This window comes from Janthinobacterium sp. SUN211 (assembly GCF_030587315.1).
Lineage (GTDB): Bacteria > Pseudomonadota > Gammaproteobacteria > Burkholderiales > Burkholderiaceae_D > Janthinobacterium > Janthinobacterium kumbetense.
Window position 1 is genome coordinate 1,244,594 of record NZ_JAPWIC010000001.1, and the last position, 12,508, is coordinate 1,257,101.

Annotated in this window: 15 protein-coding genes; all 15 read right to left on the reverse strand. The window is 64.5% G+C overall.

The window, feature by feature from the left end; genetic code table 11:
- Window positions 1–5 precede the first annotated feature (5 nt).
- On the reverse strand, window positions 6–908 hold the full coding sequence (locus tag O3301_RS05415) for an alpha/beta hydrolase (protein WP_305055783.1): 903 nt from the start codon (window positions 906–908) through the stop codon (window positions 6–8).
- A 26-nt stretch (window positions 909–934) separates the two neighbouring features.
- Window positions 935–1,996: a tetratricopeptide repeat protein gene (locus tag O3301_RS05420; protein WP_305055784.1), complete on the reverse strand. Its 1,062-nt coding sequence runs from the start codon at window positions 1,994–1,996 to the stop codon at window positions 935–937.
- 17 nt (window positions 1,997–2,013) lie between these two features.
- Entirely contained in the window at window positions 2,014–2,919 is a 906-nt protein-coding gene (locus O3301_RS05425; protein WP_251348319.1) for an ExeA family protein, read from the reverse strand.
- Window positions 2,920–4,707, reverse strand: coding sequence for a pilus (MSHA type) biogenesis protein MshL (gene mshL, locus O3301_RS05430; protein WP_289897537.1), 1,788 nt, complete (start codon window positions 4,705–4,707; stop codon window positions 2,920–2,922).
- 38 nt (window positions 4,708–4,745) lie between these two features.
- On the reverse strand, window positions 4,746–5,147 hold the full coding sequence (locus O3301_RS05435; protein ID WP_257218982.1) for an MSHA biogenesis protein MshK: 402 nt from the start codon (window positions 5,145–5,147) through the stop codon (window positions 4,746–4,748).
- A complete protein-coding gene (gspM, locus tag O3301_RS05440; RefSeq protein WP_305055785.1) occupies window positions 5,132–5,821 on the reverse strand; it encodes a type II secretion system protein GspM in 690 nt (229 codons plus the stop codon). The genes O3301_RS05435 and gspM overlap by 16 nt, the downstream gene beginning before the upstream one ends.
- A complete protein-coding gene (locus tag O3301_RS05445) occupies window positions 5,821–6,501 on the reverse strand; it encodes an MSHA biogenesis protein MshA (RefSeq protein WP_305055786.1) in 681 nt (226 codons plus the stop codon). The genes gspM and O3301_RS05445 overlap by 1 nt, the downstream gene beginning before the upstream one ends.
- Window positions 6,498–7,457 (reverse strand): agglutinin biogenesis protein MshI, encoded by a 960-nt coding sequence (locus tag O3301_RS05450; RefSeq protein WP_077405827.1) that lies wholly within the window; start codon window positions 7,455–7,457, stop codon window positions 6,498–6,500. Before O3301_RS05450 ends, O3301_RS05445 begins: the two co-directional genes overlap by 4 nt.
- Before the next feature lie 131 nt (window positions 7,458–7,588).
- The gene (locus O3301_RS05455) at window positions 7,589–8,041 is read right to left on the reverse strand and encodes an agglutinin biogenesis protein MshP (RefSeq protein WP_305055787.1); all 453 of its coding nucleotides are present in this window, start codon (window positions 8,039–8,041) and stop codon (window positions 7,589–7,591) included.
- The gene (locus O3301_RS05460; RefSeq protein WP_305055788.1) at window positions 8,038–8,940 is read right to left on the reverse strand and encodes a prepilin-type N-terminal cleavage/methylation domain-containing protein; all 903 of its coding nucleotides are present in this window, start codon (window positions 8,938–8,940) and stop codon (window positions 8,038–8,040) included. Before O3301_RS05460 ends, O3301_RS05455 begins: the two co-directional genes overlap by 4 nt.
- The gene (locus tag O3301_RS05465) at window positions 8,937–9,494 is read right to left on the reverse strand and encodes a prepilin-type N-terminal cleavage/methylation domain-containing protein (RefSeq protein WP_305055789.1); all 558 of its coding nucleotides are present in this window, start codon (window positions 9,492–9,494) and stop codon (window positions 8,937–8,939) included. Before O3301_RS05465 ends, O3301_RS05460 begins: the two co-directional genes overlap by 4 nt.
- Window positions 9,484–10,074 carry a type II secretion system protein gene (locus O3301_RS05470; RefSeq protein ID WP_305055790.1) on the reverse strand — a complete coding sequence of 197 codons (591 nt, stop codon included), beginning with the start codon at window positions 10,072–10,074 and terminating at the stop codon, window positions 9,484–9,486. Before O3301_RS05470 ends, O3301_RS05465 begins: the two co-directional genes overlap by 11 nt.
- Window positions 10,075–10,178: 104 nt before the next feature.
- On the reverse strand, window positions 10,179–10,733 hold the full coding sequence (locus O3301_RS05475) for a type II secretion system protein (protein WP_305055791.1): 555 nt from the start codon (window positions 10,731–10,733) through the stop codon (window positions 10,179–10,181).
- A 32-nt stretch (window positions 10,734–10,765) separates the two neighbouring features.
- Window positions 10,766–11,272 carry a type II secretion system protein gene (locus O3301_RS05480; protein ID WP_305055792.1) on the reverse strand — a complete coding sequence of 169 codons (507 nt, stop codon included), beginning with the start codon at window positions 11,270–11,272 and terminating at the stop codon, window positions 10,766–10,768.
- Window positions 11,272–12,507, reverse strand: coding sequence for a type II secretion system F family protein (locus O3301_RS05485; RefSeq protein WP_289904674.1), 1,236 nt, complete (start codon window positions 12,505–12,507; stop codon window positions 11,272–11,274). Before O3301_RS05485 ends, O3301_RS05480 begins: the two co-directional genes overlap by 1 nt.
- Window position 12,508: the final 1 nt, after the last annotated feature.

Below are 12,508 nucleotides of genomic sequence, written 5' to 3' on the forward strand. Positions count from 1 at the left end.
GCCCTTCATTTTGCGGACGTCAAGTACGCCCGCAAGCCATGCGTGAGCACGAAAGGAAACACGCTCGCGTGATCTTCATCCGCGAAGACGCGCAAGCGCGTCTTCAAGCCGGGGAACTTGCGCGATGTCAACTTTCCATCGAATTCGCGCAAGTCGGCCACCATGTCGGCGTCCTCTTCCGAACGCGAACGCTTCTTGCCCGCCGCCAACTTCTCCAGGCCACCGATGCCGAAGAACACGGAGGCGGGCAAATCCTTGTGGCTGGCGGCATACGCCTGTTCGCGGTCGAACATGACGCCGGCGTCGTACCACAGCGACGGGCTGCCAAGGATGTAGTGCTCGAAGGTGCGCGGTTCCGTCAGCAGGAATTGCAGGCCCAGCAAGCTGCCGTAGGAATGGCCGATGAACACCTTGCGCTGCATGTTCGCGCGATATTGCTGCGCAATAAAGGGAAACACCTCTCCCGAGATGAACTGGCCATACGCCTTCGCTTCGCCGAACGCGGGCTGCCGTCCCGGCATGTCCGAGCGGTAATCGTGCTTGCGCGGCGTGGTGGGCGTGTAGTCACGGCGCCGGCTGTACACGCCGCCATCGCCGTTGGCGTACGACAAGCCGACCACAATGACTTCCTCCATCCCCGCATGCTTGTTCAGGCGCTGCGCGATATTGCGCACGACGGGAAATGCATAATTGGCGTCGACGACGAACAGCACCGGATAGCGCTTATTGCCCTGCCGATAGGAATCGGGCAAGGCGACATACAGCTGGTAATCGCGCTTCAAGGCTTGCGCGCGGAGGTCGCGCACTTCCGTATTCTCAAGAACGTAGCTGGCAGGCGCGCTGGCGGGGGCGGCCAGTGCGCTGTTGGCCAGGCAGCAAAGAACGATGAGCAGATGCAGAGGCTTCAAGCTGGTTTCTTTCAGTGAGGTAATAGTTACTTCGCCGCAGCCGCCGTCAGCTGCACCAGCTTGCGCTCGACAAACGCCTGCAGCTGGGGCGACAGGGTTTGCAAGCCCTTGGCCCGCTCGAACGCCTGGCGCGCCTGGGCCGGGTGGTTGTCGGCTTGCAAGGCGATGCCGAGGCCCATCCACCAGACGCTGTTGTCGGGCGCCGCCTGCAGGGCCAGCTGGTAGTGTTCGGCCGCTTCGCGGTAGCGCTGCTCGCGCTGCAGCACGCCGGCCAGGAAGGCGTGGTATTCGCCGTTGTCGGCGGCGTACGGCAAGCTACGCATGAGGGTATCGAGGGCCGCCGCGCCGCCATTGGCCTTGTCCAGCTGCAAACGGGCCAGCATCATCGCCTGCGCCGGCTGTTTCGGATCCAGCGCCAGACTCAACTGCAGTTGGCGGGCCGCCTCGTCGGGACGCTGCGCTTCCAGCAGCAGGCGCACCAGGGTTTCGCGCGCGCCCTGGTGGCGCGGATCCAGCTGCAGGGTCTGCTGCAAGGCCAGCATGGCGTCGGAGACGCGGCCATCCTGCAACTGGGCCAGCGCGCGCCGGTATTCATTCTCCACGCGCTGCTGCGGCGTGACTTGTTTTCCGTCAATGATGCGTTCACTCACAGCGGACGCTGCCGTCTTTACCACGGGCGCAGCGGCAGGCTTGGCGGCTTGTTGCGTGATGCGGCGCATGTCGGCGGCACGCAGCTTGGCGGGCGCGGGCGTGGCTTCCTCGGCCTGAAATACGGGCTCGGGTTCCGCCGCCACAACGGGTACGGGCGCGGGCGCGGGTGCAACGACGACAGGCGCCGGTGCCGGCACTGGAACCAGGACCGGCGTACTGGCCACGCTGACCAGCACGGGCGGCACGGCCGGGCGCTTCAGGTAGACCCAGCCCAGGGCGATGGCGGCGGCCGTCAGGCCCGCTGCGCCGCCGAAGACCAGCGCGCGCGAGACGCCACGCTCGCGTTCGGGCACGGAGCGGATACCGGCCGCGTCGCCGCGTCCATCGGGGGTACCGCGGGCATCGAGGTCTTGCAACATCTTGTTAATCAGGCTCATCTACAGGCTCATCTTCGTCATCGGTTCAATAAAGTCCAGCTCGCGCCGCAGGCGGCGGCCAGCACGCCGGCGCCGGCCAGCCATGGCCACGGCCTGCGCCAAAAGCGGCGCGGCTTGCTGGCCAGGGTGTCGCTGGCGGCCAGCGCCACGTGGCGGCCGCCGACCTGCTGCCGCCCTTCGCCGTACGCCACCATCAGCGCCTTGTGCGCCATGATATTGATCAGGCGCGGGATGCCGCCGGACGCCTTGTACAGCTTGGCCACGCCGCCACGGCTGAACAGGCGCGCGCCATCGAAACCGGCCACGCGCAGGCGGTGCGCCACATAAAAATCCACGTCGTCGCGCGACAAGGGCCCCAGGTGATAGTGAAAGGTGATGCGCTGCGCCAACTGGCGGATTTCCGGCAGGGCCAGCTTGACGTCCAGTTCCGGCTGGCCGAACAGCACGATCTGCAGCAGCTTGCGCTTTTCCGTTTCCAGATTTGTCAGCAGGCGCAGCGCTTCCAGGCTGTCGACGGGAATCGCCTGCGCTTCGTCCAGGCACAGCAGCACGCGCTTGCCTTGCGCCGCCAGGTTGAGCAGGCGCAAGTTGAGTGCGCGCAGCAACTGATGCTGCTCAATATCCTTTTCCAGCAAGACATCGAGGTCCTCGGCCAGCGCCAGGATCAGCGAACGGGGCGACAAGTTCGGATTCGGGATGTAGGCCGTGACGAAGTCCGGCCCCAAGGATTGCATGAACTTGCGGCAAAGAAAAGTCTTGCCGGTGCCCACTTCGCCAGTGATCTTGATGAAGCCCTCGCCATTGCGCGCCGCCACCAGCAAGGTGTTGAGCGCCTTTTGCGACTGCGGGCCGTTAAAGAAGAAACTGGTATCGGGCGTGAGGCCGAACGGCGCCTCGCGCAAGCCGAAATGGGCCTGGTACATTTAGCGCCGCTCCGACGGACGGCGCGGGTCGAGCGCCTCGATGCGCTTGCCCGAATCGAGCAAGTCCTCGTTCCAGCTATTGGCGCCATCGACGATGGTCGGCTTGATCAGCACCACCAGCTCGCGCTTCTGGATCACCTGCCCCGTGTTGCGGAACAGCGCGCCCAGCACGGGGATATCGCCCGCGCCCGGTACTTGCGAGCGGTCCGACGTCGTGGCCTGGCGCATCAGGCCGCCGATGGCGACGATGCGGCCATCCTGGCTGCGCACCATGCTGTCCATCTCCGACGTGCTCGATGCCGCCAGCGGCAGTTTCAGGGAACCGGCGCTGCCCAGGTCGATTTCCTTGCTGATGGTCGACACCTGGCTGACGGACGGGTGCACGTGCAGGATGATGTTGCCATCCGCGTCGATCTGCGGCGTCACGTCCAGCACCACGCCGGAAAAGAAGGGCTGCAAGGTCACGTTGGGGCTGGTCGTCGCGCCGCTGGCCGTCGTATTCGTCGTGGTCGACACGCCCGTCACGTAAAACTCGTCCGTGCCGATCTTCAGCACGGCCTTCTGGTTGTTCATGGTGGCGATGCGCGGGCTCGACAGCACATGCACGGAGCCTTGCGATTCCAGGAAGGAAATCATCGCCGCGAAATTGGCCGTCTGGAAGGCCAGGCCGAACATGGAACCGGCCGAAGTCGCCGCCGAGCTGAGGCCAAAGCCGCTGCTGGCCGTCAAGCCGCTGCCATTCGTCATGTTGGGCGGCTGGCCGCCGTTGAAGGGCAGCGGCGCCAGGGTGCCGCCCGGCTGGATGAAGCCCGTCGAGATGCGGTTCGTGTGGCCGCTCTTGATCGAGGCAAACGAGGCCCAGTTGATGCCCGTCTGTGTGTTGTCGTTGAGTTCGACTTCGAGGATTTTCGCTTCCAGGATCACCTGGCGGTCGACGGACAATTGCGTGGCCTTCAGGTACATGTCGACATTGCGCAACTCTTCCGGCATGGCGCGGATGACGATCACGCCCGATTGCGGGCTCAGCACCACTTGCCGGCCGCCGTCGCTGCTGCCGACGATGGCTTCCAGCGCCGCCTTCAGTTCCGGCCAGAAATCCGCCGTCGACGAGGTGGTCAGGTTGCTGCTGTCCAGGGTACGGCCGCCCTGGCCGCCATTCGTTTGCTGGTTCTGCTCGTTGTTGTTGCCCTGATTGTTATTGCCGCCATTTCCGCTGTTGCCGGAGCCGCCCGAGTTGGTCGAGCCCACGGAACCGACCGACGTCGACGACACGCGCAGGTTGGAACTGCCACGGCGCGCGCCCGTCAGGTAATTGACGTGGAACAAGCGCGTCTGCATGGTCAGGGGCTTGATGTAGATCTGTGTGCCCTCGACCTTGTAATCGTAGCCATACAGTTCGCGCACGGCGTCGAGCGCCTGGAACAGGGTCACGTCCTTCAGATTGGCGGAAATCGTGCCGCCGATGTCGGGATGGACCAGCATGTTGTAGCGCGTGCCGGCCACGATGGAAGTGAAGAACTGGCGCGCCGGCACATTGTTGAACGCCACGTTGAAGCGCTCGTCGAGCGCGGCGCGGGCCTTCGGCAATTGCTGGGCCAGGGCAGCCACGGGCGGCAGCAGCGCCGCTTCCACGGCGTCCGGCTGGGCCGCTGGCGCCGTGGTGGCTGCCGCGCCCTTGACGGCATCGGTGATCGCATTATAGGTGTCGCGCTTGACGGGCGCGACGTTGCAGCCGCCCAGGCCCAGGCTGACGCTGATGACAGCCGCCATCGTACTGATCTTGAACATGCTCGCCTTGTGTTGATTGAGTTGCTTGGCCACTTCTTCTACTCCTGCTTGCGGTCGGTCTTGCTATCGGTCTTGCGATCGGCCTTGTTATTGGTCTTGCTACTGGGATACAGCTTGAAGGTTTCCAGTGATTTGCCTCGCCGCAACAATACGGCCGTGTCGCGGATTTCCACCACCACGGCGTCGCCCACCTTGCCGCCCACCTTGACCGTCTGGCCATCGATGACGGCCAGGCGGCGCCCGCCCGGCTGGGTGGAAACGAGCACCGATTGCAGCTGCGGCCGGGCCGCGACGACGGGCGCGGCGTCGGCGGGCGCCCACAGGGCCGCGGGCGGGCGCGTCGGGTCGTCGAGCGCCTGCGCCTGCGCACCCGGCGATGCCAGGCTCAGGATCAGGAAGGGCGCCAGCAGCGCGGAACCCAGGGTCAGAGTGCGATCCATGTATCGTCCATGCTGAGGGTATGTAAGGTCAGGGTCAGGGTGGCGCCCGGGTAACTGGCGGCGTCGAGGTGGGCGGCGCCCCAGAAGACGCGTGTCGGCATCGCTTGCAGCGCCTGCATGTATTGCACCATGTCGGCATAACTGCCTTGCAGCACCACTTCCACCCCATGCTGGTGCAGCAGAGGGGCCGGGGCCGGGGCCGGCGCCCTGGCCGCTGCATCGCCGGTCGCGCTGTCGGCCTGGCGCGCGCCCACGGCGCTGGCGGGCAGGGTTTTCAGCGACACCACGCGCAGTCCTGCGTGCCGGCGCAGCAAGTGTTCGAGCAAGGTGAGCATGCGCTCGGGCGCCACCAGACCATGCTGCTTCTCGCGCAGCGCCTGCGCCAGGGACGCCGTTTCCGCCTGCAAGGCCGCCAGGCGCTTGCGCGCTTCCTGGTCGGGATCGGTGGCATGGGCCAGCATGGTCAGCTCGATTTCCTTGTCGGTGGCGCTCAGGAGGCTTTGTTTTTGCGCAATGCTCGCCTCCAGCGCGGCGCGTTTCGCCAACAGGGGATTGAAGCTCATGAAATAGAACACGAACAGGACGGCGGCCGCACCGGCGCCGAACACCATCAGCCGCTCGCGCAGGCTGAGGGCGTCGAAGGCGGCGGCCCATTTCTTCAGCAAGGGCAGCATCAGCGTGTTCCTTCCGTAACAGGTTTCGGCGGCGTGGCAGGCCCGGCCGGGCCGGCGGCGCGGTCGGCCGACTGCAGGCTGAACGCGACATACGGCAGGCCAGGCGCCTTGCCCTCGGCCACGGCCGGCTGCCCGGACTGGTTAATGTCGAGGCTGGCGAAAGTCTTGCCTCGCAGTACTTCCTGCTGGCCCAGGCGCGTGATGTACGCGGGCAACAGCGACGCGTGCAAGGCGCGGCCCTGCAAGCCGAAGTCATTGCCGGCGCCGGCGATATCCACGCCCGTCAGCCATACGCCCTCGACCCTGGCCTGCGCCAGCGCGCGGAAATAGCCGGCATAGCCGAGGGTATTGCCCAGCTTTCCGCTTTCCAGCACGTTCGACGCATCCTGCAGCAACTGGCGCTGCGCCTCGACGGCCGCCAGTTCCTGCGCCAGCGTCGGATCTTTCTTGCGTGGAGGAAAATCGCGCAAAGCCTGGTCGCGCTTCGCCTCGCCTTGCGCCAGCGCCGCCTTGACGCCCGCTTCGCGCCGTTCCAGGCCGGTCAAGGCTTGCTGGGCCAGCACGCCCACGGCCAGCAGGGCCAGCGCCAGGCCGCCCAGGGCCAGCCCGGCCGTGCGCGCCGACATATGGTGTTTTTGCAGTTCAAACTGGGGATTGAACAGATTGATCTGCTGGCTCATGCGCCCTTCCCTTCATGCTTGCCCGGGTGCAGGCCAACCTCGCGCAAGCCGGCGCCGATGGCCAGGAAGTAGCGTGCCTGCATGGCGGGGTCGCGCAATTCGGCGGCCTGCGACAAGTCCAGCACCGTGGCCAGGTCCAGCTGCTCGACGGGCATGTAGAGGTTGTCGGCCAGATAGGCGTGCAAGCCGTCGGCCGCGCCCGTCATCAGCATCAAGCGGGCCAGCGAAATGAAATGGAACTGGCGGTCGAAGTGGTCGAACGAGCGCTGCAGTTCCAGGGTGACGCGGTCGTAATACTGGCTCGCGTCGGGCGACTGCAATTGCGTCAGGGTCACGTCGATGCGGCGCGCCTGGTACAACTCGCCATTGAAACTCATGGTCAGCAAGCCGCCGTCGCCATCGAAATACAGCACGGCGATGCCGCGTCCCGGCGTTTCCAGCAAGGTAGCGATATTACGCTGCGCCATCTCGGGGATATCGATCACGGACAGGCCGATCTTGCATTCGGCGTACAGCGCCTGGCGCCGCGATACGGCGCTGTTGCGCGCGGCGACGGCAAACACGCTGCTGCCCCGCTGGGTACCGTTCGGGTCGCCGGGGATGTCGAACACGTCGATGGTGGCTTCGGCCAAGGGAAAGTCCAGCATGTCCTTCAGGCGCCAGCCCACGGCCGTCTTCAGCTCCTCGCGCGGCACGGCCGGCGCTTCCAGCGACAGCAACTGGTACTCGCCGCCGGCCAGCACGGTGGTGCAGTGGCGCGCTGCCGCCTGCACGTCCTTGCCCAGTTTCTCCAGCACCTCGGCCGGTGCCGGCCGCGCGGCCGCCTGGTAACTGGCGCCCAGCACGCGCGGCATGCCGTCGGCGGGACGTTCGACAACGACAGCGCTGACGCCTTCCCGGCCAAACGCCGTGGCCAGCCAACCCTCATACTTCCTTGCTCTTGCGAATAAACCCATGCGACCTATCCAGTGTAAGTGCCTGCCCGATCTTGTCGCGCAGTTAATGCATCCAGCCAATTTTAATTCATGAAGCCAACTTTATTGTGTAAAAACAATAAATTAGCGATCTTTTTTTCATGCAGTTGACCTTACTGCGACAGCACGGCTTGCAGGCGGCGCTGGACGTAATCGGCGTTATTGCCCGCATTCGGACAGCCAGAGGCGCCAGGCTGGTTGCACGCCGTGGCCGTGATGGTCCAGCTGGTCAAGGTGCCGGGCCCCGTGGCCGTGCTGCATTGCACGCTGACGCTGAACGACGACAGCGTCGTGCCAGCCGGCAATTTGAAATCGGCCGGACCGATGCACGCCGCGCCGGCGGTCAGGCCGGCGCTGATCTGCTGCTGCAGCCCCCATTCGAGACCGGCGCGCGCGGCCTGTTCGGCGCGCACGCCCTGCACGTCCATGGCCGACTCCGTCTGCTGGAAAGTGGAGATATTCACCATCACGGCCGCCAGCGCGGCCAGCACCACCAGCAGGAAAATGGCCGTGACGAGGCTGAAACCGCGCATGCGGCCCGTGCGGTGGCGCAGCAAGCGCCTCATGGCGTATTCCTCGCCTGTACCTGTTGCACCAGACGCAGCACGCCCGTATTGCTGTTCGCCGCCCCCAGACTCAGGTCGATATTCACCAGACCCCGCTGCACGTTGGCCAAAATGCCATAGCTGAAACGGCAAGCCGTCACCTGGCGCGCCAGCAGTGCTCCCTTCTTCGCCTCCAGCGGCGCCGTGTTTTCCACAACCGGCTGGGTAGCCTGGATGACATAGCCCGCGTAACGGGTCAGGGTGCCGGTCGCCAGATCGCACGCATAGGTAACGGGCGTCGATACCACCTGGAAACGGTTCGATGGCGATGGCAGCGGCGCGGGCGCCGTCGTGAAGGGATAGCTGCCCAAGGTGACGACAGTGCCGGACACTGCCGTCACGGGCGCGCGGTTGCAGCCATTCGCCGCGCTGCAGGCATACGCATTGTTCGGCGCGTCGTCCCCGCCCAGGTTGTAGACGACGATCTGATCGCCCACGCTGATCGCCTGGCGCGTGCCCAGCGCATCGGCGGGCATGGCGCCGACGACGGTGAAGCTCGCCGGAACGCCGGGGGCGGGAGGGGTCTCGAAGCTCAGCACATTGCCCAGACCGGCCGGGTCGCTGTCGCTCAGGTAGCGCCCACCCGTCTTGGTCAGCAACAATTCCAGGAACAGGCCGTCGTTCGACACGCGCACGCTGTTGGGCAGGGCCAGGCGCACGTCGCGCGTCAGGCGGCGCGCTGCCGTGTCGGCCGTGTCGGCCAGCGCGGCGCGCGCGGTGGTGTCGATATAGCCTTGCACGGGCACGCGGATGAAGACGGCGACCATGGCACCGATGATGCCCGTGATGACGATCACGATGACCATCTCGACGAGGGTAAAGCCGCGCGCGCGGCGCCTGGCGTTGAGGATTGTTTTCATGGAATACTGTTCGGCGCATAGCGCACGCGATAGCCGTCGAGCACGATCTTCTGGTCGGCATACGGCACGACCACCTGGATATGCAGGCTTTCCGTCGCAGGCAAGCCGTTCAGGGCTTGCTCGGTGATCGTCACCAAGGCAGTGTAATTCTGGGTGGGGCTGGCAGCCCAGGCATTACCCTGGGCATCCGTCGTGTACTCCTTGGCCGTGCCATACGCGCTCACGTAATCGTTGACGTTGTCGAACGGCCGCCCCGCGCCGTTCGCCTCTTCCCCCGGCCCTTCCGGGATGGCGCAGCCGGCCGGGCTGGTCGCCGTTTGCGCGGCCGGGTCTTGCGGATCGCAATAGGTAAACCGCGCCAGCTGGATTTCTTCCAGCATGCCTTCGGCAATCGCCAGCGCCTGCTTGCGCAACTGCGGATCGGCGCTGTGTTGCGTCGTCAGGCTCATCACGCCCAGGATGGCGGCCGAGGCCAGGCCGACGATGACGATGAACAGCACCAGTTCGATCAGAGTCACGCCGCGTTCACGCCGGCGCCGCTGGCTAATGGACATAGCCCGTCTCCCCCTCGACCGTGACGACGCGCTCCGTGCCGTCACCCAGGATGCTGATGTTCAGCCGCGCCGGGAAAGCCGATGGCGCCGGGAACACATCGTTCTGCGCATATGGTTTGCCCAGCGCGTCGAAATAAAAACTGGGCTCGCCTGTCACATCGGTGGACAGCTTGACGTTGGACGGGCGGCCTTCGCACAGCCAATTGCTCCCCAGGCAATACTGCTGCGTCTCCTTGCTGCCGCTGTTCTTGCCCGCGGGCGGCACCACTTTCTGGTCAGCGCTGCAAACGGCATCGAAGCACAGGGCCACGCTGTTGGCATCGATGCGCACAAACACGGCACGGTTTTGCGCCACCGCAAGTTTTTGCCCGTAGCGCACGATATTCGTCACCTGGTCGGCAAAACCGCGCGCGTCAAAAGTGTCGCGCTGGAAAAACCGGTTGACGGCAAAGGTCGCCAGCAAACCCGCCAGCACCAGCACGGCCACCAGCTCGATCAAGGTGAAGCCGCGTGGGCGGCACTGCAGCCTAGCCCGCGGTAGCGCCAGACGTTGCGGCAAGATGATCGATGGCAAGGACAATGGAGATACCCGTAAAAAAGCCCAACCGGCATAGCCTGGCGTTGGGCGGGCGGAAACATGGCGCGGCCGTGCCGGTTTGCCGGCACGGCATCTGCACGCCTGTATTAACTGCAGTTGGCCGGCGTGTTCAGGGCCGTCGCGTCAACCACCGGCGGCTGGATCGGTGTGGTGCCTGCGGCAGCCACGGCAGCCGTATAGGTCACCTTGCAATTTGGATGTTTACTGTCAGGCAATACAGTCAACACGGTCGCCGTTGCAGCAGTGGTGGTGGTATCGTAGTCAAGCAGACCACCTGCCGCCGCGGCGATGCCAGGCGAAGCGATAGACGGATAGCCGCTGACGCCCTTGACGTCCGTGCCTTCCATGGTGATGGCAACGCTGTCCGCAGGCGAACCCTTGACCAACCATTGTGCGTGGAACAGGGCCGAACCAGACTTCAAGGCACCCGCCGCCGCCTGCATCTTGGCCACGCGCGCCTCGGTCGACATGTCGATGAATTTAGGAATCGCCGTGGCGGCCAGGATGCCGAGGATCACGATGACGACGATCAATTCGATCAGGGTAAAACCTGCCTGGGCGCCGCTTTTCATACTACGTAAAGACTTGTTCATTCTTGCTTTCTCCAAAATCAAATAAAAAAACTTCAAAACCAACGCCATGACACTGTCGCTGCACCGGACCAGGAAGCGCGTCAGTTTGCCGCCGGGTCCGGCGATTGCCACACCACAATATCGGGTTCCTGGGCGAGCTTGTCAAGATCGGCATCCGCACGTGGCAAGGTTACCTTAAATTTCACTAAATCAACCCTTTTACTGGGAAAAATATTGCCATTACTAAACAAATAGATGATTTTTTGTTCTTTTTTATCGTACAGCCAATTCCCCGCAGGTAATTTTGCAAGCTCCGGCTGCGCGAACTCGCCCAGGTAGTTGGCCGGCTTATCCATCAGCCAGTCGAACGGGTTTTGCCGCGCCAGCGCCGGCAACCGGTCGCGCCGATCCGCCAGGTACAGATGCAGCACCTGCACCCGCAAGCTGGTGCGCAGCACGCCCAGCATCTGCGCCACGGCCACCTGCTGCGCCTGTCGCTGGTAATAGCCGACGCGGTTCAGGAACACGGCCGTCAGGATGGCGAACACGCCCGCCACCACCGCCAGCTCGAACAGGGTGAAACCGCGCTGGCGGAACGGTTTTGCCATCAGTGCAGGGCCGCCCGGCCCAGGTCCCAGATCGGCAGGAAGATGCCCAGCGCCAGCACCAGCACCATGGCGCCGAGGAAGACGATCAAAATCGGCTCGATCTGCGCCGACAGGGTTTTCAGCTCGTAATCGACTTCGCGCTCGTACATGTCCGCGATCTCGTCCATCAGGTCGTCGAGCGAACCGGATTCCTCGCCCACGGCGATCATCTGCAGCACCACGGGCGTAAACACGCCGGCCGCGACCGAGGTGCGCAAGATGCTTTCTCCCCGCTCGACGCCGTCGCGCATCTGCTCCACGCGCGCGCTCAGATACGTGTTGTCGACCGTTTGCGACACCACCGTCAGCGCCTGCACGATGGGCACGCCGCTCGTACTCGACAGGGCGAAGCTACGCGCGAAGCGGGCCATCGTGCCTTTCAGGATGATCTTGCCGGCGATCGGCAGGCGCAGCTTGGCGCGATCCCACTTATATAAACCCTCTTTCGTGCGCAGCCAGGCGCGCCAGCCGAAAAAGCCGCCCACGCCCAGCATCAGCAGGATAGGCCAGTACGTCACCGTAAAGCGCGAGATACCGATCAGGATGCGCGTCATCAGGGGCAGTTCCGCATGGAAACTGGCAAACACCTTCTCGAACTGGGGAATGACGAAGATATTCACCACGATCATGGCGGCCAGCATGGCGAAGACGACGAAGGTCGGGTAGCGCGTCGCCGTTTTCACGCGCGCGCGCATGTCGCGGTCGAATTCCAGGTGGTCGAACAGGCGCAAAAACACTTCATCGAGGCGCCCCGTCATTTCACCCACGCGCACCATCGACAGGTAGAACGGCGTGAAGATGGCGGGATGGCGCGCCATGGCGGCCGACAGCTCGCGGCCCGCGTCCAGCGATTCGCGCACATCCTTGATGATGCGCCCGAATGCGGGGCTGATGGCCGACTCCTGCAAACCGGCCAGGCCGCGCATGATGGGCACGCCCGCCTTGAGCAGCGTGTACAGCTGGCGGCTGAACAATTGCACGTCCATGGGCGTGACCTTTTTCTCGGTCAGCTTGTCCCACCAGCCCAGTTGGTTGGCGCCCGCCTTCGTCACCGTCTGTTTCGTGGCGCTGATGTCGACGGGCGTGCTGCCGCCCGCCATCAATTGATCGGCCACGGCGCCGCTGTCGGCGCCTTCCATGACGCCGGTCAACAGTTCGCCGCTGGCGCTGCGCGCCTTGTAGGAGAAAAACGGCACC

Coding starts and splice junctions, on each gene's coding strand:
- O3301_RS05445 (WP_305055786.1), bottom strand. CDS start 6,501: ATGAGCCAGCAGATCAATCTGTTCAATCCCCAGTTTGAACTGCAAAAA.
- O3301_RS05420 (WP_305055784.1), bottom strand. CDS start 1,996: ATGAGCCTGATTAACAAGATGTTGCAAGACCTCGATGCCCGCGGTACC.
- O3301_RS05450 (WP_077405827.1), bottom strand. CDS start 7,457: ATGGGTTTATTCGCAAGAGCAAGGAAGTATGAGGGTTGGCTGGCCACG.
- O3301_RS05455 (WP_305055787.1), bottom strand. CDS start 8,041: ATGAGGCGCTTGCTGCGCCACCGCACGGGCCGCATGCGCGGTTTCAGC.
- O3301_RS05435 (WP_257218982.1), bottom strand. CDS start 5,147: ATGGATCGCACTCTGACCCTGGGTTCCGCGCTGCTGGCGCCCTTCCTG.
- O3301_RS05480 (WP_305055792.1), bottom strand. CDS start 11,272: ATGGCAAAACCGTTCCGCCAGCGCGGTTTCACCCTGTTCGAGCTGGCG.
- gspM (WP_305055785.1), bottom strand. CDS start 5,821: ATGCTGCCCTTGCTGAAGAAATGGGCCGCCGCCTTCGACGCCCTCAGC.
- O3301_RS05460 (WP_305055788.1), bottom strand. CDS start 8,940: ATGAAAACAATCCTCAACGCCAGGCGCCGCGCGCGCGGCTTTACCCTC.
- mshL (WP_289897537.1), bottom strand. CDS start 4,707: ATGTTCAAGATCAGTACGATGGCGGCTGTCATCAGCGTCAGCCTGGGC.
- O3301_RS05475 (WP_305055791.1), bottom strand. CDS start 10,733: ATGGCGTTGGTTTTGAAGTTTTTTTATTTGATTTTGGAGAAAGCAAGA.
- O3301_RS05465 (WP_305055789.1), bottom strand. CDS start 9,494: ATGTCCATTAGCCAGCGGCGCCGGCGTGAACGCGGCGTGACTCTGATC.
- O3301_RS05425 (WP_251348319.1), bottom strand. CDS start 2,919: ATGTACCAGGCCCATTTCGGCTTGCGCGAGGCGCCGTTCGGCCTCACG.